This is a genomic window from Cohnella herbarum, from assembly GCF_012849095.1.
Taxonomy (GTDB): Bacteria; Bacillota; Bacilli; order Paenibacillales; family Paenibacillaceae; genus Cohnella; species Cohnella herbarum.
Window position 1 is genome coordinate 7,218,550 of record NZ_CP051680.1, and the last position, 26,060, is coordinate 7,244,609.

Genomic DNA, 26,060 nt, shown 5'->3' on the forward strand with positions numbered 1-26,060 from the left:
GGGGAGGCAATACAGTGAAAAACAAACGTTCATTGCTGTGGGTTCTGAGTATGGTTTTGATATTATCCGTAGTCCTTGCCGCGTGCAGCGGCGGAAATAAAGGCTCGAACAGCTCGGGAAGTCCGTCCGGCTCGCCATCCTCGTCGCCGTCCGCGGAACCGTCCGCATCGGCTCCGCCATCGGAATCCGCGCCCGACGAGAATCGGGAGCCTGTCACTCTGAAGTTCATCTCGTGGAAAGATACCTATAACCCGCTGTACGAATTGTTCCATCAGAAATACCCGTGGATTACGATCGAGCAAATCCCGGTGAACGGTCAGCCGATCATGGAAATTATCGCGACTTTGGAAGCTGCCGGTACGCCCGCCGACGTGACGGAGATCGATCAAGATCTCGTCGCGTTCGACCAGAACGGGCTGGTTGAGGATTTGACGCCTTATATCGACAAAGATCCGATACTGCAAAGCGTATCTCTGCCGCAAGGCTTCTACGATACGATGAGCTTGAACGGCAAGAAACTTGCGGTGCCGATGGTCGACGTTCCGATGTGGATTCTGGTGAACAAGGATCTTCTCGCCAAGAACGGATTGGAAATGCCTCCGAACGACTGGACCTATGACGATTTCCGCGATATCGCGAAGAAGCTAACGAACGTCGATGCGGGAGAGTACGGCTTGACGACGCAAGCCGAATTCCAAATGCGCCTGCTTAGCACGAAAGCGATCGCGGACGGACATGCGGCGAACCTTCAATATATGAACGAAGATTTAACGCAAAGCGTCATGCACACCCCCGACGTCATCAACGACGTGAAATGGCTGCAAGAATTCGTTACGAAGGACGGATCGCTTCAGAACAACGCCGCGGCGACGGCGCAAGGCGACGTAACGAGAGAATTCATTAACGGCAAAACCGGCTTCGCGATCGGCGGGGACTGGGTGCTGCCGAAGTTGAAAGAAAACGCGAAGTTCGAGTGGGATGTCCTGCCTTTCCCAAGAGGCAAAGTTAGCCAACCGGGATATACGATCTATGGTCCGCTTGCGCTGCTTGCCGGTTCGAAGCATAAGGAAGAAGCTTTCTTATGGCTCAGCTTCCAGTTCACGAAGGAAGCGCAGATGTGGAAGATCGACCAAGGCGCCAATGCTTCGGTCATCGATCCGGAACTGACGGCATACTACGAGCAAACGCCGATGTGGAAGGGCAAAAATATCGCGGCGGTCCAAATCGCCAAAGAAAACGCGGTTATCCAACCGGGAGTTACGATTCCGGGATGGGGCGAATACAATTGGAATAATATTCTTAACGATGTCATCTTCGGCGAAGGCGATATCAATGAAATTATTCCGTTGACGGAAGCATGGAACAAGAAAACGCTCGAGCTTCGGGCAGCGTTGAAATAAGAGATTAGCTTGTCCGAAGAGGGAGCGGAAGATCGATTCCGCTCTCTTTTCATCGATATAAGCGTTTTTGCTTGTCGAGAAGGAATTTGTTCAATTATGGAGTATTTTTTTACAACATGTGGAACGAGGGGGAGAAATGACAATGACAACGAGAATGGCTTTCGGGCAGCCGGCTGCCGCTTGGGAGGCAGCGTTCCCGATCGGAAACGGGAGATTGGGGGCTATGGTATTCGGCGGTATCCATCAGGAGCGTATGGCATTAAACGAGGACAGCGTCTGGTATGGGGGGCCGCGAGACCGTAATAACCCGGATGCCATTGTGCATCTTGAAACGATACGCGGCTTGATGCGACAAGGGAGGCTCCGCGAAGCTCAAGAGCTGTCGACGTTGGCTCTGTCGGGCATTCCGGAATCGCAGCGTCACTATATGCCGCTAGGGGATTTTCATTTATCCTTTCAACACGAAGCCGGTGAGGTTATGGATTATTCCCGTGAGTTGGACCTCGTGGAAGGAATCGTGAAAGTCAGTTATCGAATCGGAGAATTCGCTTACAAGCGGGAAACGTTCTCCAGCTTTCCTGATCAGGCGATCGTGATGAATTTCACGACGGATCGTCCCGGAGGAATCAGCTTAAAAGCTCGATTAACGCGTGGAGAGAGAAATCGTTATTACGATGAAATCGGTAGAGTCGATCCGAGTATGATCGTCATGAGGGGGAATTGCGGCGGTGCTGGGGGTTCCGACTTCCGCACCGTCGTTCGAGCGGTCGTTCAGGGCGGCAGCCTGTCTATTGTCGGGGAGCGGTTGCTTGTCGAGGGGGCGGATAGCGTGATTTTTGTATTAACCGCCGCGACGACATTCCGTTTCCCGGATCCTGAAGCCGAAGCTCTTCGAATCGCGGAGCGGGTTTCCGGGGAAACGTATTTATCGCTTAAAGAACGGCATTCGAACGATTTTCGCTCCCTGATGAACAGGGTCGGTTTCAGGTTGTCTGCTCCTGCAGGGTTCGATCTGCTTCCGATTGACGTAAGATTGGCTAGTTTGAAGGCAGAGAGCACCGAGGATATCGGAATATATGCTCTCTATTACCAGTTCGGACGTTATTTGCTCGTGTCTAGCAGCCGTCCGGGTTCGTTGCCCGCTAATCTCCAAGGCATATGGAACGAGCATATGCTGCCGCCGTGGGATAGCAAATATACGATTAACATCAACACTCAGATGAACTATTGGCCGGCGGAAAGCGGTAATTTGGCCGAATGCCACGAGCCGCTGTTCGATCTGATCGAGCGAATGCGCGAGCCCGGCAGGCAGACGGCCCAGACGATGTACGGATGCGGAGGCTTCGTCGCGCATCATAACACCGATATATGGGCGGATACGGCTCCGCAAGATCTCTATCTCCCGGCGACTTACTGGCCAATGGGAGCCGCTTGGTTAAGCCTTCATATGTGGGAGCATTACGCTTATGGGAAGGATATTACCTTTCTCAAGCGCGTCTACCCGACAATGAGGGAAGCGGCGGAGTTTTTCGTTCATTTTCTGACTGAAAATAAGGATGGGGTATTGGTGACGAATCCGTCGGTATCCCCTGAGAACACATACATTCTGCCTAACGGTGAATCCGGTACTCTATGCATCGGACCGTCGATGGATAGCCAGATTTTACACGAGCTGTTCACGGCTTGTATCCAGGCCTCCGAAGCGTTAGCCGAAGACGAATCATTTGCGCGGGTCTTAGCGGAGCTAAGAGGTCGATTACCCCAGCCCGCGATAGGGAAGCACGGTCAATTGCAGGAATGGCTCGAGGATTACGAAGAAGCCGAACCGGGTCATCGTCATATTTCGCATCTGTTCGCCCTTCATCCGGGCTCAAGATTTACGGTTAGAGGAACGCCGGAATGGACGGCCGCCGCCCGAGTAACGCTGGACCGTCGATTGTCCCAAGGCGGGGGGCATACCGGATGGAGCAGGGCATGGATCATCAATCTGTGGGCAAGGTTGGAGGACGGGGAGAAGGCGTACGAGAATTTACGAGCGTTACTGACGCACTCCACGCTTCCGAATCTGCTCGACAATCATCCCCCGTTCCAGATCGACGGCAATTTCGGTGGCGCCGCGGGTATAGCGGAAATGCTGTTGCAGAGCCATGCGGGTGAAATCCATTTGCTGCCGGCATTGCCTGCGGCATGGAAGGAAGGGGAGATTACCGGTCTAAGGGCAAGAAACGGCTGCGAGGTCGATCTCTATTGGAACGACGGAATGCTGAAGCGATCCGCGATCCGCGTTGGGTATGACGGCGTTTGTACGGTTCGAACGGGGTGTGACGTCGAAGTGACGGAGCAAGGACTGAAAGTCAAGCAAACGAGGACGGTCGACGGGCTGATCCAATGGGAAGCTCAAGCCGGCCGGGAGTACATCGTTAAGAGCTTGTCCTAAGGCGATCTCGACATAACGGATGCCGGAAGGAATAACCGATTGCGCATTGAAATTCATATAGAACATCGAATCCGCTCTTCGTGTGCGGGGCTTCGCGATTGTCGCGCGGCTTTTAGTATGACTTCGGAACATACCACTTAAGGGGAGACAACGCGCATGCGCACGCCAAGATCGTACATTCGTTTTCCAATTGCCGCCGTTGCAATCTGTTTCATGATCGGATTCGCTTTAGCGGCATGCAGCAGGCAGAGCGGCGAGACGACTCAACCGCCCCCTACGGAAAGCGAAGTGACGCTTAAGTTTTATTTCGGCGGGGAGAAGAAAGCGGCAACAGACGAAGTATGGTCCAAGGTAAGCGAATACGTCAAATCCAAGGGATTAAACGTGAAGTTTAACGTTCAATTTATTCCGTTCTCGGACTTTAAGGCGAAGATGCTCGTCATGGCCGCATCCGGAGACAGGTGGGACATGAATTTCGATTCGAATTGGCTGTCTTACAATCAAATGGCCTCAAGGGGCTCTTATATGGCTCTGAACGAACTCCTTCCGGAATACGCGCCGCACTTGTACAGCAAGTACCAGGAGCAAGGCACTTTGGCGGCGGCAACGATGAACGGGAAAATCATCGGGCTTCCTTGGACGATGAAGATGAACGAACGTCCCTATGTCGGATGGCGTGCCGATCTCGCCGAACAAGCGGGAATTTTCCGGAAGCCGGACGAGATCAAGACGGTCGAGGATCTGGACATTCTCTTGCACGAATTAAAGGATGCCTACCCGAATGCGAAGCTGTCCCGCACCCCGCCACTTTCATTGTATCTTGTTCGGGAGGAATGGATCGATCTCGCCTACCACGGTCTTGGGATTTACATGGATGATCCGAAAATGACCGTTCGGGCGATCGAGCAACAGCCTTTCTACGTGGAATCCGCGAAAATGAGCAAGAAATGGAACGACTACAAAATCCTGAATCGCGATGCGAGCATAGATAACGAAAACGGAGCCGATCAATGGAGGAACGGGAAGCTCGTATTTACGATTACTTCCCATGAATGGGCGAACGCGGATCCCGGGTTCGTGGATCCTTCGTTCAGACAGCAAATGTCCTTGATCTATCCCGATAAAAGGTACATTAACCGAACGGCGCTTGCGAACGTGCTTGCCATTAACCGCAACTCGGAACATCCGGATCGGGTGCTCAGATTTTTGGATATGCTCGAAGTGGACAAGGTACTCTACGACCTCGTGCAATATGGAATCGAGGGCAAAACTTACGTGTTGAACGGGGAGGCCGCCGAGTTTCCGAAAGGAATGCAGTTCTTATCCAGCAACTATATGGAATGGGAGAGCCGATGGGCGCTCTGGAAACCGCAGTTTTTGCGTCCGACGCCTACGTATCCCGGGGATTTCTGGGTGAAGGAAGCCGAATTCGCAAGTTTGCCGATTAACGTGAATTCTCCGGCCGACGGCTTGTTCATCTCGGAAGACAACGTTAAGGACGAGCTTACGATACGGGATCAAGTCGCGGACGAGGTCGGCAAGCCGATCGAATTCGGATTGGCCATAGACGTGGAAAGCGAAATCGCAAAGTACATCGAGAAGCAAAAGGCGGTCGGCCTGGACAAAATCATCGCGGATACTCAGCGGCAGATCGACGAGTATATGGCGAAAGAGAGATAGGATTTAGTGCGGTTGAAGGGGGAGCAGAGGTAGGAGGGAGAGAGTCGGTAGGAGGGGGAGAATCAGTAAGACGGGGAGGCGCGGTAGGAACGGTAGAATCAGTAGGACGTGTATGAGCGGTAGAAGTGGAAAAAAACAGCCCAAGAGCCAAAGAGCCCAAGAGCCCGCCCTCCTTTGGGCGGGTTCTTCTTTGCATAACCAATAGTTACTCTCCTCAATGAACTTCAATGGCTACAGTGCCAGAAAGCAACACTATAATGCCCCGTGGTTCATCGATGGAGGCTACAGTGCCAGAAAGCAACACTATAATGCTCCGTGGTTCATCGATGGAGGCTACAGTGCCAGAAAGCAACACTATAATGCCCCGTGGTTCATCGATGGAGGCTACAGTGCCAGAAAGCAACACTATAATGCCCCGTGGTTCATCGATGGAGGCTACAGTGCCAGAAAGCAACACTATAATGCCCCGTGGTTCATCGATGGAGGCTACAGTGCCAGGAAGTAACACAATAATGCCCCCTGGTTCATTGATGGAGGTACATCTTTCAGCACATCCAATTGGTTAAACTCAATATAAGGTGATGGCATAACGTTAAGTGGGGTGGAACGAGCGTTTGGTGACGAATAGAGTGATGGAATAACGTTATTTTCCAAAAAAACCTAGTTTGGGTGATCAAACGGATCAATAAGGTGATCCCATAACGTTAAGAAGAGAGGATCGAGAAGACAGAGGAGAATAGGGTGATGGCATAACGCTATCTACGTTTCAGTAGGAATAGATTTGCTGAGGACCGTCAGGGGAAGGAAACATCCCTTGACGGTCTTTTTGCGTTCATATCCAACGCAGAATTTTGCGGCAAGGCGAAACCTAGCGCAGCTAAAAACCGGCCAATTCTAGCCCGCAAAGTTTAAAGATGTCTCCTAGTAAGCACTCGGGAGGGTCGATAACATTAACTTTAGAGTCCCGGCATTTCTCGCACGGGAAGTACGATTTGGCGAACGACGAAGGGGAGCTGGGCGCAAATGAGCGGGCAGTGTGGAAAAAGCAAACGGTGGTGGGAAAGAAGTGAACAGTGGCGGGGAAAAAGTAATCAGTGGAGAAGCAAACGTTATCTTATCGTTTACTTAGCGGCTATTATAGCGATTGTCGCAATCGTCGGCATCGTCTACGCAAGGACAAATGGGAACGGTAATAGCGACGATACCCAAGGAGGGAACGGCGCGACGGCTGATTCCGTAGAGACCGAAGTCGTAGAGACGCCAGCTGCGGACGCCGCCTCAACGACGAGCACCGAGCAGTCACCATCTCCTTCGCAATCTACCGCCCCAAAGGCGGTATGGCTCAACCCGGCCGAGCAGAAGAAGGTCATTCAAACGAATTATCCGTCGGAAGATATCGTGATCGCCGAATATAACGTTGCCGATTACGGCGCTGTCGCGGACGGCAAGACGGACGATACCGAAGCCGTGCAGAAGGCGCTTAACGCAGCCCGAAGCGATGGCGGGGGAGTCGTCTTCGTTCCCGCGGGTTTTTACAAGATTGCGGGGACGTTATTCGTTCCTACGGGAGTCACCTTAAGAGGGGACCGAAGCAATTCCTGGACGAGCGGAGCCGTCGAAGGAACGATCCTTCAGGCCTATTCCGGCAGAGGAGACGAGAAGGGCGAAAGCTTTATTTCCCTCCAGCAGGCAAGCGGAATCACGAATCTATCGATCTGGTATCCGGAGCAAAGTCTGGATCAGCCCTACGCTTACCCTTGGACAATCGAGCAAATGTCCGGAGACAGCGCGACGGTCGAGAAGGTCACGTTGGTCAACGCCTATAACGGGATCAAGGTCGGGCCGGACTGGAACGAGCTTCATTATATCAAGCAGGTCTACGGAACAGTGCTGAAGACGGGCGTCTTTCTTGATTTCACGACCGACATCGGGCGGCTGGAAGGGATCCGACTGTCGCCGGAATATTGGGCGAATTCCGGCTTGCCGGGCTCTCCGGCGCCGGAGGCGTTGTTCGAGTATACGACGAAACACGCCGAAGGGATCGTGATGGGACGATCCGATTGGGAATACATGTCGGATATTCGGCTAGCGGGCTTCAAAACCGGCATGAGAGTGACGACTAGGACGAATTCCGACGAAACGGCTAACGCGCAGTTTTATCGGATCGATATCGATAATTGTAACGTCGCTCTCTTGATCGAAGGCGTTAACGATTACGGCTTGCTCATCACGGACAGCAGCTTCCAGGCGAACGTTGGGGAAAATCCGACGGCGATCCGCGCGACTTCCGGCTTCCGTTCCATCGTGCAATTCAACACCGTAAAGGTCGGAGGGATGACCCGCGATGCGGTCGTGAACGAGGGTAGCGGCGTGTTGTCCTTCGAGAACAGCGAGATCGGCGGCTGGGACTCCGCTATCGGACATGGAATCGTAGCGAAATCAGGTTCGTTGATCTTGGGCGGAACCAACTTCGTCCAGCCGGAAGGCCATGTGCTGATCGAAGCGGACGTGAAGTCGGTTAAGGCGCTTAACTCCGGCTTCCAAGGCAAGCTAGACCTTACTAACCGTGCGACAAAGGCGGAGATAAGCGTCACTCAGGACGACCGCTACGTGTTGAAACGGTTACCCGACGTGAAGAACCTCGATATCCCCGTTCAGCCGAAACCGGCGACGAGCGTTCTTTTTAATGTGAGGGAGGCGCCATACTTCGCGGATGGGAACGGGGACAAGGATGCTTCCGCCGCCGTGAAGCAAGCACTGGCGGATGCCGGAAATTCCGGCGGAGGGACGGTCTATTTGCCCGCGGGCAAATATCGGATCGAAGAGCCGCTAAGCGTGCCAAGCGGAGTCGAGCTTCGAGGCTCATGGGACGTTCCTCATCATACGATCGGCGGGGGGAGCGTTATTTTCACGAATTACGGAGAAAACGATCCCGAAGGCGTACCGTTTATCGTCCTTGAAGCGGATGCGGGCATTCGCGGGCTTAATGTGTACTACGACGGACAAGATTGGAATGCGATCAAGCCGTTTGCTTGGACGATTCAAGGCAAAGGACGCGGGGTGTACGTCATCGATACGACGCTTCCCGATTCTTATCAAGGCATCGATTTCGGATCTTACGATACGAGCGGGCATTACATCGATTACGTTGCGGGCTCCCCTCTCAAGGAAGGCATCCATGTCGGCGGCGGAGCAACCGGGGGGATCGTGCGCAACGTCCAGTTCAATCCGCACTATGCCGCGAGAAGCGAGTATCCGAACCGGCCGATGGACAACGAATTCGATAAAGTATGGGGCTATCAGAAGGAAAACTTGGACGCTTTCCGGATAGGCAACGTCAAGGATCAGACCATTTTCAACACGTTCGTGTACGGCTCGTTATACGGCATCCATTTCGCTTCGCAAAATGGCGTCGGACCGGAAGCCACCATCGTCGGACCGGAAGCCACCATCGTCGGACACGGAACCGATGGCAGCAAGAAAGGGGTGTTCCTGGAAGACGCGGGTCCGGGAGGGCTGGTCTTCATCAACACGGAACTCGTGTCCATGAGCACGACGGATAAGGTATACGTGACGGTCGGAGAGGGATTTCAATCGGAGGTTACGTTCTTCAACACGTCCATGTGGGGCGACCCTTCGCGCGGAATCGACGTCAGATCCGGAAAGCTTACGATGCAGCAGGGGAATTTCACCGTCGTCGGGTTTCGCGGCATTAATTCCGGTGGAGGCGAGATGTATTTGTACGACTCTTTCTTCAAGCAAGCAGGCAAAACCCATGCATACGCCGGAGAACTGGTCAAGCGGATGGTCATCTCAAACAACCTCTATAACGGACCGATCGGTTTCGATGACGACTCCAAGCCGGGTACGGTGACCGGGACGGATATCGATCCTATCGTTCGATAGTCGCTGACCTGATGGCGACCGATGCGGACAATTCTAGCCAGCAAAGTTTAAGTTTGACTCATAGTAAGCGTTTGGCCGCGCCCGTATGATTATGTTATCCCACTAGAGAAAGGGGAATGACCGTGAAAATAGAGACAGAAGCCGGGAGGACGATCGCTCGCGCGAGAACGAAAGGTAACGGAGTCGTTCGGGAGCTGATTCGTAACCGTACGCTGCTTCTTATGTTCCTGCCCGTCGCGACGCTCCTATTCCTTTTTAATTACTTGCCGCTTGCGGGGCTGGTCATTGCCTTCAAAAATTTCCAATTCACCGAAGGCATATTCGGCAGCGATTGGGCAAGCCCGATCTTGAACAACTTCGATTATTTATTATCTTCCGAGACGGCGTACCGCGCGGTTCGCAACACGATCCTGCTCAATGCGCTGTTCATTGCCGTAGGTCTCGTATTCGAGGTCGGTTTGGCTCTGATGCTCAACGAGATCAGGAACAAATATTTTAAGAGGGTTACGCAGTCGTTGACGTTCCTCCCCTTCTTCATCTCATGGATCGTCGTAGGAGTTTTCGCTTACAACCTCATGAATTTCGAAAGCGGGGCCGTAAACCGAATCATCCAGTCGCTCGGTTTCGATCCCATAGATTTCTACAGCGAAGCGGGATTATGGCCATTCATTCTGACGTTGGCGTTACGGTGGAAAGTAACGGGGTATGGAACGATCATCTACTTGGCGGCTTTGACCAGCGTCGATAACTCTTACTACGAAGCGGCTTCCATAGATGGCGCCTCCAGATGGCAGCAGATGCGCTACATTAGCATCCCGTTGCTGAAACCGACGATTATGATCCTCACGCTGCTTGCCGTCGGCAGAATTATGAACGCGGATTTCGGGATGTTCTACGCGATGATCGGAGATGCCGCGTTGCTGTTCCCGACGACGGACGTTATCGATACTTTCGTCTATCGAAGCCTTCGTAAATCGGGCGACATCGGCATGGCTTCGGCAGCGGGATTCGTTCAATCGATCGTCGCCTTCGTGCTGGTGCTGGGAAGCAACTACATCGCGCGCAAGGCGGACAGGGATTCGGCCATTTTCTAGAGCAGTAATATCACCCGCTACGGAGGGAAGGAACCATGCCACTCAAAAAATATACGTTCGGGCAAGCCTGCATCGTCGCGATGATTTCCTTATTCAGCCTAGCCTGTCTCTTTCCTTTCATCATGGTCATTTCCGGCTCGTTAAGCACGGAGAATGACATCGTGACCCACGGATACTCGCTTATTCCGAGGCATGTCACCTTCGATTCCTATCGGATACTCATTCTCGGTTCGAACCGGATCGTCGATGCCTATGTCATCAGCGCTATCGTGACCGCGGTGGGAACGGTGCTTTCCTTGATCGTTACGAGCATGGGCGCGTACGCGATGGCCAGACGTTCGTTCCGCTATCGCAACGTTTTATCGATCTACGCGATCATTACGATCTTGTTCAACGGCGGTTTGGTTCCGTGGTACATCATCTGCGTGAGGTACTTGGAGTTGAAGGACACGATGTGGGCGATGATTCTGCCGCCGCTCGCCAACGCGTTTAACATGTTCCTTATCCGCAATTTCATGATGTCCATGCCGGAGGATTTACATGAATCGGCGAAAATGGACGGAGCGGGGGAATTCAGAATATACGCGCAGCTTATTATTCCGCTTTCGACGCCGGTGCTGGCGACGATCGGACTGTTCGTTTCCCTAGGCTATTGGAATGATTGGTTCCTAGGCTTGATGTTCGTAGATAAGCAAGAGCTGCAGCCGTTGCAGTTACTGCTTCGAACGCTGATCTCCAACGTGGAGTTCCTCAGGAGCTCGAGCAACTCGATGGACATTCAGCGGATCGCGATGCAGCTTCCGTCCGAATCGATCAAGATGGCGCTGACCGTCGTGACGATCGGCCCGATCATTTTCCTATACCCGTTCTTGCAAAGATATTTCGTCAAAGGATTGATGGTAGGCGCGGTCAAAGGATGACAATGCCAGCTTCGGCTGTATTGTATATATCAAGTCATGGGGAGAGATTACAATGTCAAGAAGACAAGCCAAGCTGCCTATTATCCTATCTGTCATTTTACTTCTGAGTATCGTACTGGCGGCGTGCAGCGGTAAGAACAACAACGCGGAACCGAGCAAGGAGTCCGCAAGCAGCGCGGTATCCCCGTCTGCTTCCGCATCCGCGCCTCAATCGGAAGCGGCATCGGAAGAACCTCCGAAAGAGGAGGAAGAGGTAACGCTCAAATTCTACTTCGGAGGCGACAAGAAGGCGGCCACGGACGAAGTGTGGGACAAGGTTAGCGAATATGTCAAGGCCAAAGGGCTGAACGTCAAGTTCAACATCAACTTTATCCCGTTCGGCGATTTCAAGGATAAGATGCTCGTAATGGCCGCTTCCGGAGACAAGTGGGATTTGAACTTCGACGGAGATTGGTTGTCCTATAAGCAAATGGCGGCGAAAGATTCCTATATGGCCCTAAACGATTTGCTTCCGAAATACGCTCCGAACCTGAACAAGAAGTATGAAGAGCAAGGAACGCTGGAAGCGGCTACGGTAAACGGTAAAATCGTGGGACTTCCTTGGACGATGAAAATGAACCAGCGGTTTTTCGTGGGCTGGCGCGCCGATTTGGCGGAGAAAGCGGGCATCACGCGCGAGCCGGATTCGGTCAAGACGGTCGAAGATGTCGATGCTTTGTTGCACGAGTTGAAGGCGGCTTACCCGAACGAGAAATTGTCTCGCACGACGGCGCAGGAGATGTATCAAACCCGCGACGAGTGGGTAGATCTGGCTTTCCATAAGCTCGGGTTTTACTTGAACGATCCGGAAATCAAAATCCAAGCGATGGAACAGCAGCCTTTCTACAAGGAAGCTGCACATATGACCAAGAAATGGTATAACGACAAAATCCTCAACCGCGACGCGATGATCGATAAGGAAGACGGAGCCAGCCAATGGAGAAACGGCAAGACGTTGTTCACGATGACGTCGCATGAGTGGGCGTTCGCGGACCCGGGCTTCTCGGATCCTTCGTTTAAGCATCAAATGTCCTTCCTCTATCCGGACAAAAAATTTGTTAACCGGACGGCGCTCGCGAACGTGCTCGCCATTAACCGCAACTCGGAGCATCCCGACCGCGTCTTGCGGTTCCTGGATATGATGGAGACGGATCAGGTGCTGTACGATCTCGTGCAATACGGAATCGAAGGCAAAACTTACGTGCTGAATGGCGATGTCGCGGAATATCCGGAAGGCATGCAATTTACGACGAGCAACTATATGGAATGGGGCGGCCAGTGGGCATTCTGGAAACCGCAATACATGCGTCCGAACCAGACGTATCCGAAGGATTTCTGGTTGAAGGAAGCCGAGTTCGCCAGCATACCGGTGAACGTCAATTCGCCGATCGACGGTCTGTTTATCGCGGAAGACAATATCAAGAACGAAATCGCCAAACGCGATCAAGCCTACGAGGAATTCGGCAAGCCGATCGAATTCGGAGTCGTCAAGGACGTGGACGCTTCCATTACGGATTATATCGAGAAGCAGAAGAGCAACGGTCTCGACAAAATCATCGAGGAAGCGCAGAAGCAAGTCGACGCTTACTTGGCCAGCAAAAAATAACGCCTAGAAGAAAAGCCGACCTTGCGCGTGAGGCCGGCTTTTCTTTCCTATAAAGGAGCAGAGAAGCATGGCAAAAATAACCGGAATCAAATGCATTCGCACAAGGCGAAACGGAAGCTGGACGATCGTGAAAGTGACGACGGATCAGGATGGATTATACGGAATAGGCTCGGCTTCGGACGTGTACAATCCCGAGGCTATCGTTCAGGTGATCGAGCAGCTGCTGGCGCCGATTCTCATCGGAAGAGACGCCGCGAATATCGAAGATCTCTGGAATACGATGAACTTAAGCGGCTACTGGCGCAACGGGGCCCTTATGCTGACGGCGATCGGCGGAATCGATATGGCTCTGTGGGATATTAAGGGCAAAGAAGCGGGGCTGCCCGTCTATCAATTATTAGGCGGAGCCAGTCGTTCCGCGGTAGCTTGTTACGGTCATGCCGGCGGCAGGGACATTGCGGAATTGAGAGAAGACGTACAGCGATTCGTAGAGGAAGGGTATACGGTCGTAAGATGTCAGTTGGGCGGCTACGGAGGCGGCGGATTCTTATCCGCGAGTGAGGCTAAGCTGCCCGATAACGCTTGGAAGACGGATGCGGTGTTCGATGAACATGCGTATTTGAGCTCCATTCCGAAGATGTTCGAGCAATTGAGAGTAACATTCGGCACGGAAGTACAATTCACTCACGACGTCCATGAGCACCTCTCGCCGATCATCGCGATCCAGCTTGCCAAGCGATTGGAGCCTTACGGTCTGTTCTATTTAGAGGACGTTCTACCGCCCGAACAGATCGGTTGGTACCGGCAGCTCCGACAGCAAAGCGCGACGGCGCAAGCCGTCGGGGAATTGTTCGTGAACCCGCAAGAATGGACGGAGTTAATCAAAGAAAGATTGATCGACTTTATCCGGGTTCGCGTATCCAAGGTAGGAGGCATAAGCGCCTGTCGTAAAATCGCCGCGTTAAGCGAGGCATTCGGAGTAAGAACGGCTTGGCAAGAAGGCGGAGAGAACGATCCGGTTAACCAAGCGGCATCGGTTCACTTGGACATGGCCGTCTGGAATTTCGGCATCCAGGAGATCAATCATTTCAAACCGGAGGAGCTGGACGCTTTCCCGGGCCATATCGTAAGAAAAGGCGGTTACCTCTATCCTTCGAATAAGCCCGGACTAGGCATCGATCTGGACGAATCGAAGGCGGAGCTGCTTGTCGGCGACGGCTGGAAAAGAGTAAACTATCATAATCCCTATACGTTGGACCGCAAAGCCGATGGTACTCTGGTGCGTCCTTAGCTGAAACCATCTGTTACTTTCTTATTTTCTTCATGAAACCTTCATCTAACGTTCATCATACCTTCATGCATATTTCCTGCGTGAATGGTATGATTTTTTTATACTAGCACATATAAGGAAGTGGACGAACATGCATAAAACGATCATCATCGGAACAGGACCGGCCGGATTAACGGCGGCGATCTACTTGGCTCGCGCTAACTTGAACCCTCTTGTTATCGAAGGACCCGAGCCGGGCGGACAATTGACGACAACGACGGAAGTCGAGAACTTCCCGGGTTTCCCGGATGGCATTATGGGGCCAGAGCTTATGGCGAACATGCGCAAGCAAGCGGAGCGATTCGGAGCGGAGTTCCGTTCCGGTTGGGTGAATAGCGTGGATATGTCGAAACGCCCCTTTACGTTAACCGTGGAAGGCATGGGAGAATTAACGGCGGAAACGCTGATCATTTCTACCGGCGCTTCGGCTAAGTATTTAGGCATTCCCGGCGAAAAAGACAACGTGGGACGCGGAGTGAGTACTTGCGCGACTTGCGACGGATTTTTCTTCCGCAACAAGAAAATCATCGTCGTCGGCGGCGGCGACTCGGCGATGGAAGAAGCGCATTTCCTCACGCGTTTCGCATCCGAGGTCGTATTGGTCAACCGTCGCAACGAGCTTCGCGCATCGAAGATCATGCAAGATCGCGCTCGCAGCAATCCTAAGATCAGTTGGAGCCTTAACCGTACTCCGCTTGAAGTCGTAAGCGGACCGCTCGGCGTCACCGGTCTGAAAGTAACGAACAACGAAACCGGGCTGGAAGAGACGATCGCCACGGACGGGATTTTCGTCGCGATCGGACATACGCCGAATACCCGATTTTTAGGCGGGCAATTGAACACCGACGAAACCGGCTACCTGCTCGTTAAGCCGGGGTCGACCGAAACGAATATCCCAGGGGTATTCGCTTGCGGAGACGTTCAGGATAACAAATACCGCCAGGCGATCAGCGCAGCGGGAACCGGTTGCATGGCCGCTCTCGATTGCGAAAGATTTTTGGAAAACTCGGGCTCGGGCCACTAAACCATTGAATCATTTCTTCGGATAGGCTTTCGATTTGGAAGCAATTATGATATTTTAGATATGAAGTAAAAAACTCGGACGTGAAGCACACGCCGCTCGTTCTCCTTATAGACAGGGGGAATGGAGCGGTTTTTTCATGTTTTCTAGCGCATTCCTAAAATGTTATACTGAAGGGAGAAATTCGATGATTGCCCAACGCCTGAAACCGAAGAACGATTTTCTATTTAAACGGCTATTTGGCGAGACGGAAAGTAAAAATCTGTTGATTTCCTTGTTGAATGCGATACTTCATCCAGCGGATGACAAGAAAATTATTGATGTTACGGTGATCGACAACAAGGAATTAGTTAAAGAAGTCATCGACGGCAAGAGTGGCCGACTAGACGTTCGCTGCGAAACCGAGGATAACGAGCAGATCGACCTTGAGGTGCAGATCGAACGAGATCATGCTATGGATAAGAGAACGCTCTTCTACCTTAGCAAACTCTTCGTTGGCTCGATTAAAGAAGGACATGATTATGATCTGCTTAAGAAAACGATTACGATTAACATACTGGATTTTAACTATTTACCTCTAGATCATTTTCACAATACATTTCATCTTTATGATGACGGGAATAAAGAGTTCATGCTCACCGACATTTTTGAAATTCACTTTTTAGAGTGTCTTAAATTTCGTGCGATGCAGCATGATCTGAATAATCCGTTACACCGATGGTTATTGTTTCTGGACGAGAAAGTTACAGAACAACAATTAGAGGAGTTGATGACTATGGATTCCACGATTAAAACTGCCGAGGAACGCCTGCAGCGGTTAAGCTGCGACGAAGAAACGCTCCGATTGTATGAAGCCCGGGAAGAAGCGTTCATCGAATACAACAGCGGGATGTCTGCGGCTAGAAGGGCCGGATTAAGAGAAGGAATTGAAATCGGCGAGAAGAACGGCGAGAAAAAAGGAATTCAAAAAGGCATTCAGCAAGGTAAACAAGACGGAAAAGCTGAAGGGAAACAAGAGGTAGCGAGAAACATGTTAGCGTTGGGCTTGGACATCGAGGCAATAGTGAAGTGTACCGGTCTTACGATCGATGAATTAGATAAACTCAAATAATATCCTATCCGAAACAAGTAAAGGGTTATCTTCCGCTGGAAAATTACAGCAAAGAAGATGACTCTTTTTCTTTTCCGGTATCCCGTTCGCTCAGAAGAGCCCGCATAGGGTGTTTCCTGAGCGTAGGGGATATCGTCGAAAAGGCGAAAACGCGAAAAACGCGCAAGCTACCCGAACGAGCAAGAGTTAGTGATCCGGTTCATCCGCAACCTCGCAAGCCTGCTCCGCGGCGGCTTGGAACTCCTCGTCGTTGTCTTCGGCCAGCTTGCTTCCGAACTGGCCGAGCTGACTTGGGCTGCTAGCTGGACCGTCGTTGTCGGGTTTGTTGTTTCTTCCCGCCATCATCCGTTACCTCCTTTGATTTCAAGATGATCTTACTTTGCGCTCAAATTTATCGAATGATTCGTTTCGTACGGCAAAAAAAATTGCGGATGAAGTGTCACAAATCAACCTCCATTTACGACTAGGGTAGAGAACGAAAATGGGAGGCTGATCAAGATGACGAAATACGAGGCGGTTATTATCGGCGGAGGTTTAGCGGGGTTAATATCGGCAATCGAATTGGCAGAGGCGGGAAAAACCGTGGCGGTGCTTGAAAAGTCAAGTAAACTCGGAGGCAGGGCGATGACGATCAGCAAGAATGGCGCACTGTTTAACCTGGGCGGGCACGCGCTATATATCGGTGGGGAAGCAAGTCAAATATTCAAACGATACGGGCTGAAATTGACTGGAAGCAAGCCATCGACCAAAGGCTTGGCGATCTGGGACAATGAATTGTCTCCGCTTCCGGGAGATCCGAAGTCAATGTTAACCTCGAAGCTTCTGAACTGGTCGGGAAAAGCAAAGCTATTGTCTACGATCGTGAAAGTGACGAGAGCAAATCCCGATAGTCTACGAAGAATTAGCTTGCGGGAATGGGCGGAATCGGAAATCGCGGATCCGATGGTTCGCCATATTTTCTATGCGTTAAGCCGAACGGCGACATATACGCAAGATCCGGATAAGCAACTTGCGGGTCCGGTGCTGAAGCAGGTTCAACGTTCGTTACGGTCCGGCGTGAAATATTTGGACGGAGGCTGGCAAACCATCATCGATCAGCTTGTCGATAAGGCTAAGCGCGCTGGGGTTGCGATTCACTCCGGTACAACGGCTCTCGAAATCGTTCACGATCAAGGGAAAGTCCAAGGAGTCGCATGCTCGGACGGACAACTCATTCCCTGCTCGTACGTGATCAGCACCGCTCCGCCCGCCGCCACTTATCAAATGACGAAGGGGGCGGAAAATACGGTGCTTCGCAGATGGAAGGATGAGGCACGGCCTGCGGTAGCGGCGAGCTTGGATTTAGCGCTTAAACGTTTGCCGATCGGTGACCGACAATTTGTTATCGGGCTGGATCAGCCGGTTTTTTTCTCCGATCATTCTAGGGCAGCAAGGTTAAGCGATAATGGTACAATAGTGGTGCATCTGACCAAATATAACGGAGCCGGACAGCAAGATGCCAAGTCGGACGAAAGACTGCTCGAGAGCATGATGAATCTTATTCATCCGGGTTGGGAAAACGAGGTCGTATCCCGTCAATACTTACCGAATATGACGATCGTCCACGATTATCCTCACTTGGGCAGAACGATTTTCGAGGTAGGGCCGGGGGTTCCGGAGATTAAAGGCTTGTGCGTGGCGGGAGATTGGGCTAGCCATGGGGAGATGCTTGCGGACGCGTCGGCGGCCAGCGCCATTCGGGCCGCTAAACATATACTCGAAGCGGATCGATACGAGACTGGACAGCTCGGCAAAATATCTGTTGCGAATTAACTCGAACGGGAAAGGAGGGCGGGTTTGTTGGAAGAGACGAAGGGGACGGAATTGGATTACAGGTCCTACAGACCGCTATTGTTTTCGATTGCTTATCGGATGTTAGGCAACGTCTTGGATGCCGAGGATGTTGTTCAAGAGGCGTTCCTGTCTTGGAACGAGAATAAATCGGAGCCGATTCGGAACGAAAAAGCTTATTTGTGCAAAATGGTCACTAATCGAAGCATTGATCGAATACGTATTGCAAGCAAACAAAGGGAAGCATACTTAGGACCGTGGTTGCCAACTCCGTTAATGACCGACGATCATTATTCCGACGAGAGCAATCCGATGGCCCTTTATATGCACAAGGAGTCCCTCTCTACGGCGTATCTCTTGCTGCTTCAGCAACTTTCATGGGCGGAAAGAGCCGTGTTTATCCTGCGAGAAGTGCTGCAATATGAATATGACGAGATTGCCGATATCGTCGGCAAGAGTAGCGCCAATTGTCGGCAAATCTTCCGTCGCGCCAAAGGGGCAATATCGGAAAAATCCGATGTGAAAGAGCCGGACGTCGCGAAATCGGAATCGGTAAAACTGCGGATCGAGCAATTCGTTCAGGCACTGACTTCAGGGAATACGGGGCAATTGGTAAACCTGCTGAAAGCCGATGCGGTCCTTTATTCCGACGGCGGCGGGAAAGTTAAGGCGGCGGTACAGCCGATTATTGGAGCGGAGAGAATTTCGATGTTCCTTTTCGGATTGCTTAGCAAGGTTCCTCCTGATTTCTCGTACCGGATCGTATCCGTTAACGGTCAAACGGGGATCATATGCTACCACGGGGAGAAGCCGAACAACGTTATAACTTTCCACGTCGATCAAGGAGTAATCGCCGATATTTATATCGTCATCAATCCGGATAAGCTGACCCATCTGTCATTCATAAGCTAATAGAAAGGACTATCCTCTAAGCTTAAAGCTTAAAAGGATAGTCCTTCTGTTCATAATGCGGCGTTTATGCGAGGGTTTTGTCGCCTTTTCTCCAGTTGATCGGACATAGACCTCCGGATTGCAAAGCTTCGAGAATGCGGATCGTTTCTTCGACGCTACGGCCGACGTTCATGTCGGTAACGACTTGATAGCGAATGATGCCCTCGGGATCGATGATGAACAGTCCGCGATGAGCGGCTCCCGTTTTCTCGTCCAGAACCCCGTAAGCGCGCGCCGTTTCTTTCGTGAAATCCGATACCATCGGGTAACGAATAGAACCGATTCCGCCTTGATCTCTAGGCGTATTCATCCAAGCCCGGTGCGTATAGACGCTATCCACCGATGCTCCGATGATGTCGCAGTTCAAATCCCGAAACGTGCCTGCCGATTCGTTGAAAGCGATAATTTCCGTTGGGCATACGGTCGTGAAATCATAGGGCCAGAAGAAAAACAGGACCCAGCGTCCTCTGTAGGCTTCTAAGCTTACGTTTTCTTCGAGCGTGTCCAGGTTTTTGGTGGAAGGAAGGTCGAACGCAGGCGCAAGCTCCCCGATTTTGGCAACTCTCATGATGTTCTCGGACATGAATGTAACACTCCTTGTTCTTTTATAATTAAACTAAGTATAACGAATGGCCATGAAAAAATCATACCTCATAGCCGCTCGTGCTGCATGAAGGTATGATTAAGGTTTCGTGAAGATCGCATGAACATGGACGATCAGTCGGCCAGCCGATAGCCAGCCCCTCTTACGGTCGCAATATAACGCGGTGCCCGCGGATCGTCGTCGAGTTTGCTGCGCAAGCTGCGAATATGAACGTCTACCGCATTGCTGCCTCCGAAATATTGTTCTCCCCATATTCCGTTCATGAGCTCTTGGCGGGTCATCACCTTACCGTCGGCCGCGATAATCGTTCTGAGCAGGTCGTATTCCGTCTTCGTTAAGTCGACCCTGGCGCCTTTACGAGTTACGGTCATACGATCCGGATCCAGAACAAGCTCCTTAAACACGTAATTGCGCGATTCTTCCGCGGGTACGGCGTGCTGCAAGGAAAGTTGCTGAATCTTAGCGATGACCTCATCGATCGGGCAAGGCCAACTAACGCTTTCTTCCCCCGGAAAGGTCGCGGATTCAGCCGGGTTCACGAGCGCGAGAACGGGAGCCGAACCGTCGCTAGGCCAGGAAACAGCCGAAGGGAGTTGGTATGTGCGATCCGCCACGATGATATTCCCTTGTACCATGCTCAGTAACGGGTCGTCGGCATGGTGCAGCAGAAGAACGTCGTAGCATTTTTCCGCAAGTTCCGCGACCAACGCACGTAACGAAGCGGGACGGGGGCTGACGATAAGAATTCGGTTAGTGATTTCGCAATAATCGGCATTTCCCGGCTGTTCCGATGAGATGATCCGATCGTTCATGACGGCAATTCCGCTCAATGAGCCGCTGACTTCGCGTTCTTGCATCCTTCGCACACTCCTTTAAACAAAATCTTCTCTTCGGTAATCTCATAGCCTGTTTGCTCGGAGATCGAGTTTAGCCAGGCTGTCGGGGGTTCAACGAACACTTCGTCGACTTTGCCGCACGAGCTGCAGACGATATGTTGATGATTCTCGGTTCTGGCATCGTAACGGCTGGCGTCTCCTTCGAGTTTGAGCTCGTGGATAAGGCCTTCCTCGGTTAAATATTTCAACGTATTATAGACGGTCGCGTAGGCGAAATTGTGTCCGCCGGCCTTAAGGCGCTCGATAATATCGGACGCGGTAGGGTGATCGTCGGTCGCGGTTAGAATATCGTAAATCGTTTTGCGTTGCACGGTCATAGCTCCCGCTTTTCTCATCGGAACCATTCCTTTAATTTAGAATTAGTTTAAGTTTAACCGATTATGCGGTTAGCAGTCAAGGGACAGTCAATGAATAAGCGAGCAAGGCGTTCCAATATTCGACTGGATCAAAAAGACTGATTTTTAAACAAAGAGACCGGATAATCGATCATCGATTAATCGGTCTTTATTTTAAACTATCAGAAAGTAGAAGATTTTATATCTTCATACTCATCTGATAGCTACGACAAAGTCGACATTCTCTGTCCAGAAGGACGCCGAAGTCGTTTTGCTTGTAGTGGAAGGAAAACCTTCCGTTTGGGGGCTTAACGATGGTTGCGAAAGAGTGGAAATTCGACTTCGGCATCGGCGAAGCGGAGATCGGATATACGAAAATCACATCCGCGAGTGCCTATGATTCGGCGCTCGGCTACGGTTTTACGGATATTTCGCGGGTGACCGCGCGAGACCGGAAAGATCCGGATGCGTTGAAGCGGGATCTATGCATTCCCGCGGATACGTCATTCCGGGTGGACGTGCCTAACGGTAATTACGTAGTAACGATCGTCATGGGAGATTGGATCGTGCCGGCATGCACGACGTTAAAGGCGTACCCCGGCAGACTGCTTATGCATCATCGGCGCGTATCCGCGGGACAGTTCGTGCGGGAGACGGTTGGGGTGTACGTCCGCGACGGCAGGCTGGAGCTTGCCTTTTCAGGGCCGGCTCCCAGGGTGAACGCTCTGGAGATATCCGCGGCTCCGCAGGCGATCAATTTGTATTTAGCCGGGGATTCGACGGTAACGGATCAACCCGAGGAAGGGTTTCCTTATGCCGGCTGGGGGCAAATGCTGCCTCGGTTACTCAAGCACGACGTTATCGTCGCCAACTACGCGGAGTCCGGTCGCAGCTCGAAGAGCTTTATCGCCGAAGGCAGATTGGACGCGATCTTACGTGAAACGAAAGCGAACGATTATTTGTTCATCCAATTCGGCCATAACGACCAGAAGCCGGATGAGGAGCGCTACACCGATCCTTCAGGCTCTTATCGGAGTTACCTCCGGCAGTATGTCGAGGGCGCCCGTTCGAAAGGCGCTCATCCGGTGTTGATCACCTCGGTTCATCGGCGTTTCTATGAAGCGAATGGGCAACTTAGGGATACGCACGGTCCGTATTTGGAAGCGGTTCGCCAATTGGCGTCCGAGTTGGAGGTTCCGTTGATCGACCTTGCGGAAACGAGCAGGCGGTTGTTCGAAGAAATGGGCGAGGAAGCGACCAAGTCGGTCTTTATGTGGGGGGCTACCGGCGAGTTCGCCAACTTCCCTGGCGGTATCGAAGATAATACGCATTTTCAAGAGCAGGGTGCGATGCGAATCGCTGAGCTTGTCGTTTCCGGGATCCGGTCGACCGCCATCTGGCCATTGGCTATGTATTTGAGATCGTAACCGAGAACCGAATTTTCGAACGGTCGCTTTACGTCGATTGCCGCGGATGTCATACTGACTAAAACTTATTCCTATTCGATGGGGAGGACGGCATCCGGCATGCAGAACTGGTTTAACTCCTTCCGGCATATGAAAATCAAGAACAAGCTATCGATCCTGTTTGCTTTGATTATCGCGGTTACGTTCTCGTTTACGTTTCTCGTGCAACAATATGCCTTTTCGATTTACGATCAACAGCTGTACGACAAATCGTCGCAAGTGCTCAATCTGTCCTCGGCGGCGATCGAGACCAAGCTGAGCCGCATAGAGCAAATGTCGTACGATATCATTGCGGATATTCAATTGCAGAGCCAGCTTCTGGCGATAAAGAATGCGGAATCCGAATACGACCAGCATATTTTGCGGCAAAAACTAATCGATCGTCTCTTGACCTATGCGGGATCGGAGCCGTCCATCTATTCGATTCAGTTGATCGACTCCGAAGGGAAAGAGAATGGCGCGGGGAACGTAACGGAGATCGATGCCGGCAAAAGCGAACGGATGAAGCGTCTAACGAGCGAAGCGGAAGGAGATATCGTGTGGATCTATCCGGACGAGAAGGATCCCGCGCTTATTTCCGCGAGGGAAATTCGTTCGTTCAGCAACACGAATTTCGATCTGCAATTTTTGGGAACGTTAGTTATTCGCGTCAATATCGCTAAGATCGCGCAGCAATACTCGGCCGCAGAGGGCGATTTGATCCTCTTTTCGGGCGGGGAAGTTATTTATCCGAAGGAACCTCTGTTCGACGTTGGCGTCGTTCGCGAAGAGCTTCAAGCGCAGAAGGGCTATTTTACTCGGAAAATCGAGAGCCACACGTATTTTATCTCGTATACGAAGTCCACGAACACGGGATGGACGTATTTGAATATCACTCCCTTTAATCAAATTTTCGAACGGGTTATTTTTATTAAAGAGTTAGTCGTTATCGTATTTATCGCGATATTCGCGCTCGTAATTTTTCTCGGAATTCGGTTTGCCAGAAGCCTGACTCGTCCGATCGACGGTTTGATTACCCGGATGAAAATGGCCGAGAAAGGAAATTTCGCCGGGGCTCACCTGCAAACCGCGGACGATACGCCGATGGCGATGGACGAGATGGGGCTTTTGCATCGTACGTTCAGGCTGATGGTCGAGCGGATTAACACGCTCATCACGGAAAATTACGCCAATCAATTGCTGATCAAGGAAACGGAATTCAAGGCGCTGCAGGCGCAGATCAACCCGCATTTTCTGTACAACACGCTGGAATCGATCAACTGGATCGCGAAGGTAAACAAGCAGGCGCAAATTTCGAACATGGTGGAGTCGCTAGGTTTTCTGCTTCGCAATTCCATTAACATGAAGGAAGAGATTCTGACCCTCGGGGAAGAGCTTGAAGTCGTGAGAAGCTACGTGACGATCCAGAAATACCGATTCGATGAACGCTTGGATTTCAAGTTAGACGTTCCCGACGAATTGCTGTCGCGCAAGCTTCCCAAGTTAACGCTGCAGCCGCTCTTGGAGAACGCGATTCAATACGCGTTGGAGCCGACGATCGGGACAAGCCGCATCGTCGTTCGTGCCGAGTTATCGGAGGAAGGTCTGTTCATCGTCGTCGAGGATGACGGACCGGGAATGCCGCAAGACACGCTTATTCAGCTGCGGAGCGGGGAAATGGAAGCCAAAGGAAAAGGGATCGGGCTCATTAACATCGATGAACGGATCAAAATCGCGTTCGGGGAGCAGTATGGGGTGCGAATAGACAGCGCTCCCGAACAAGGGACCCGGGTGATCATTGCTTTACCGCGGGACGAGGAGGATTAAAAGATGTACAAAGTGTTGCTCGTCGATGACGAGAAAATTATTCTTGACGGGATCTCGCAGATGATCGACTGGTCGTCCATCGGCACGGAGCTAATCGGAACCGCGCCTAATGGGCTGGAGGCCTACGAGCGAATTAATGAGCTGATGCCGGATGTCGTCGTCAGCGATATCCGGATGCCGGGAATGGACGGGCTGGAACTGGTAGCCGCCGTACACGCGTCCCATCCGAACGTCCGTTTCGTGCTCTTATCCGGCTTCGGAGAGTTCGATTACGCGAGCCGCGCGATGCAGTACGGTGTTAAGCATTACTTGCTTAAGCCTACGAACGAAAAGAAAATCGCGGAAGCGTTGACGGAAATCGTGGAGGAACTGAATCTGGACGAAACCCGGGAGCGGTTCGTGCTGAATATGAAGCAGGGGTTATTGAAGGTAATGCCGCACGTCAAGGAGCAGGTACTGAAGGAGTTCGTTACGAACAAAACTTACGGCAGCCGGGATTGGGAGTATTATCGCGAGTTGTTTCGTTTCGAGATCGAACGTCCCGTGCGGCTGTTGCTCTTCCAACTGGAAGGCTCCGTGGAGTTCGAGCACTTGTTTGCGGTGAAGAACATCGCGGAAGACCTGCTTGGAAACACGCTGCTTAGTACGACGATCGGCGACCACGTACTCGTTCTCGTCGAAGATACGCTCGAGCTTTCCGAACTGTACCGACGGATTCACGAGATTCGGGATACGTTCCAGCATTACTATAAGATGGACGCGACGATCGCTCTGAGCGAGCCGGATCGGATAACCCGGGCGAGAAGTTTGTATCAGGAAACGCTCCAAAGCTTGAAATATCGGTTCTATCTGGGAGAAGGCGGACTTATCACGCGGAAGGATACGGGAGCGCGAAGTCCCGGGTCGATGGGGCATTTCGATTTCGAGGAAGAGAAGCTGACGATGCCGGTACAGTCCGGGCTTCGGGAAGAGGCCGAACAGGCGTTATCCGATCTGATGGAAGCGCTCAAGCGAGCGAAGCTGGACATCAACGTGACCAAAACCTATGTCATTCAGCAATACGTGTCGTTGCTACGGTTGGGAGACCCGCAACTGATCGACCGCTATTACCGCAAAATGTCGGAGCTCGTAGAGCTGAATACGCTGCAAGCGATCCAAGAGTTATTAGAAGAAACGGTACGCGAGCTTGCGCAGTACCACTATGAGCGGAACGTGGTCAAGCATACTTCTATCGTCCGCAAGGTCATCGATATCGTCGACGGTCAGTTAAGCAACTCCGAGCTCTCTCTCAACTTAGTGGCTAGCGAGATGCTCTATATGAACGCTGACTACTTAGGTAAACTATTCAAGAAGGAAACCGGAGAGAAGTTTTCCAACTATGTCGTGAAAGCCCGGATCAAGAAGGCGACGGAGCTGATGGCGAAGGACCCGGATATTAAAATATTCGAAATGGCCGAATTGCTCGGCTTTGGAGATAATCCCCAATACTTCAGTCAGGTGTTCAAGAAACAAATGGGATGCACCCCATCCGAATATATGAAGCTTCCGGACAACTCTGGTTTTTGAACAAACAGCACGGTTTTTTGGATTACGCTTTCGGTCGATCCCGCTGATAATAGGAAATGTAA

19 protein-coding genes are annotated in these 26,060 nt (G+C 51.7%); 15 read left to right on the forward strand and 4 right to left on the reverse strand.

The genetic code is table 11. The features are described 5' to 3' along the window. Positions 1–14: 14 nt before the first annotated feature. The 10 genes from HH215_RS30325 to HH215_RS30370 all read left to right on the forward strand — a co-directional run bounded on the left by HH215_RS30325 (position 15) and on the right by HH215_RS30370 (position 16,544). Complete coding sequence (locus tag HH215_RS30325; RefSeq protein WP_169283296.1) at positions 15–1,400, forward strand: ABC transporter substrate-binding protein; 1,386 nt, start codon at positions 15–17, stop codon at positions 1,398–1,400. 142 nt (positions 1,401–1,542) lie between these two features. After that, a complete protein-coding gene (locus tag HH215_RS30330) occupies positions 1,543–3,837 on the forward strand; it encodes a glycoside hydrolase family 95 protein (RefSeq protein WP_375140471.1) in 2,295 nt (764 codons plus the stop codon). A 156-nt stretch (positions 3,838–3,993) separates the two neighbouring features. After that, entirely contained in the window at positions 3,994–5,517 is a 1,524-nt protein-coding gene (locus tag HH215_RS30335) for an extracellular solute-binding protein (RefSeq protein ID WP_169283298.1), read from the forward strand. A gap of 1,023 nt (positions 5,518–6,540) precedes the next feature. Beyond that, positions 6,541–9,423 carry a glycosyl hydrolase family 28-related protein gene (locus tag HH215_RS30340; RefSeq protein ID WP_169283299.1) on the forward strand — a complete coding sequence of 961 codons (2,883 nt, stop codon included), beginning with the start codon at positions 6,541–6,543 and terminating at the stop codon, positions 9,421–9,423. 122 nt (positions 9,424–9,545) lie between these two features. Beyond that, complete coding sequence (locus HH215_RS30345; protein WP_254450272.1) at positions 9,546–10,517, forward strand: ABC transporter permease; 972 nt, start codon at positions 9,546–9,548, stop codon at positions 10,515–10,517. Positions 10,518–10,552: 35 nt separating this feature from the next. Next, positions 10,553–11,437: a carbohydrate ABC transporter permease gene (locus HH215_RS30350; protein ID WP_169283301.1), complete on the forward strand. Its 885-nt coding sequence runs from the start codon at positions 10,553–10,555 to the stop codon at positions 11,435–11,437. A 52-nt stretch (positions 11,438–11,489) separates the two neighbouring features. After that, complete coding sequence (locus tag HH215_RS30355; RefSeq protein ID WP_169283302.1) at positions 11,490–13,082, forward strand: extracellular solute-binding protein; 1,593 nt, start codon at positions 11,490–11,492, stop codon at positions 13,080–13,082. A gap of 67 nt (positions 13,083–13,149) precedes the next feature. Beyond that, a complete protein-coding gene (locus HH215_RS30360; protein ID WP_169283303.1) occupies positions 13,150–14,373 on the forward strand; it encodes an enolase C-terminal domain-like protein in 1,224 nt (407 codons plus the stop codon). Between the two features lie 130 nt (positions 14,374–14,503). Beyond that, on the forward strand, positions 14,504–15,436 hold the full coding sequence (gene trxB, locus HH215_RS30365; RefSeq protein WP_169283304.1) for a thioredoxin-disulfide reductase: 933 nt from the start codon (positions 14,504–14,506) through the stop codon (positions 15,434–15,436). A 184-nt stretch (positions 15,437–15,620) separates the two neighbouring features. Beyond that, positions 15,621–16,544, forward strand: a complete 924-nt coding sequence (locus HH215_RS30370) for an Rpn family recombination-promoting nuclease/putative transposase (protein ID WP_217362254.1) — start codon at positions 15,621–15,623, stop codon at positions 16,542–16,544. 186 nt (positions 16,545–16,730) lie between these two features. On the opposite strand, the gene HH215_RS30375 is transcribed toward HH215_RS30370, so the two are convergent. Continuing rightward, positions 16,731–16,889, reverse strand: coding sequence for a hypothetical protein (locus tag HH215_RS30375; protein WP_169278029.1), 159 nt, complete (start codon positions 16,887–16,889; stop codon positions 16,731–16,733). A 153-nt stretch (positions 16,890–17,042) separates the two neighbouring features. Between HH215_RS30375 and HH215_RS30380 the strand changes: the two genes are divergently transcribed. Further along, on the forward strand, positions 17,043–18,356 hold the full coding sequence (locus HH215_RS30380) for a phytoene desaturase family protein (RefSeq protein ID WP_254450273.1): 1,314 nt from the start codon (positions 17,043–17,045) through the stop codon (positions 18,354–18,356). A 27-nt stretch (positions 18,357–18,383) separates the two neighbouring features. Then, positions 18,384–19,286 carry an RNA polymerase sigma-70 factor gene (locus tag HH215_RS30385; RefSeq protein WP_169283305.1) on the forward strand — a complete coding sequence of 301 codons (903 nt, stop codon included), beginning with the start codon at positions 18,384–18,386 and terminating at the stop codon, positions 19,284–19,286. 64 nt (positions 19,287–19,350) lie between these two features. Here the strand turns inward: HH215_RS30385 and HH215_RS30390 are convergent, their stop codons facing one another. The 3 genes from HH215_RS30390 to HH215_RS30400 all read right to left on the reverse strand — a co-directional run bounded on the left by HH215_RS30390 (position 19,351) and on the right by HH215_RS30400 (position 21,160). Then, entirely contained in the window at positions 19,351–19,908 is a 558-nt protein-coding gene (locus HH215_RS30390; protein WP_169283306.1) for a peroxiredoxin, read from the reverse strand. Positions 19,909–20,042: 134 nt separating this feature from the next. Continuing rightward, positions 20,043–20,786 carry a response regulator transcription factor gene (locus HH215_RS30395; protein WP_169283307.1) on the reverse strand — a complete coding sequence of 248 codons (744 nt, stop codon included), beginning with the start codon at positions 20,784–20,786 and terminating at the stop codon, positions 20,043–20,045. Next, the gene (locus HH215_RS30400) at positions 20,756–21,160 is read right to left on the reverse strand and encodes a Fur family transcriptional regulator (protein WP_169283308.1); all 405 of its coding nucleotides are present in this window, start codon (positions 21,158–21,160) and stop codon (positions 20,756–20,758) included. Before HH215_RS30400 ends, HH215_RS30395 begins: the two co-directional genes overlap by 31 nt. Positions 21,161–21,474: 314 nt before the next feature. On the opposite strand from HH215_RS30400, the gene HH215_RS30405 reads away from it, so the two are divergent. From HH215_RS30405 to HH215_RS30415, 3 genes are all read left to right on the forward strand, one after another. Next, positions 21,475–22,587 carry a rhamnogalacturonan acetylesterase gene (locus HH215_RS30405; protein ID WP_169283309.1) on the forward strand — a complete coding sequence of 371 codons (1,113 nt, stop codon included), beginning with the start codon at positions 21,475–21,477 and terminating at the stop codon, positions 22,585–22,587. Between the two features lie 99 nt (positions 22,588–22,686). Further along, on the forward strand, positions 22,687–24,432 hold the full coding sequence (locus HH215_RS30410) for a cache domain-containing sensor histidine kinase (RefSeq protein WP_169283310.1): 1,746 nt from the start codon (positions 22,687–22,689) through the stop codon (positions 24,430–24,432). A 3-nt stretch (positions 24,433–24,435) separates the two neighbouring features. After that, positions 24,436–25,998 carry a response regulator transcription factor gene (locus tag HH215_RS30415; protein ID WP_169283311.1) on the forward strand — a complete coding sequence of 521 codons (1,563 nt, stop codon included), beginning with the start codon at positions 24,436–24,438 and terminating at the stop codon, positions 25,996–25,998. Positions 25,999–26,060: the final 62 nt, after the last annotated feature.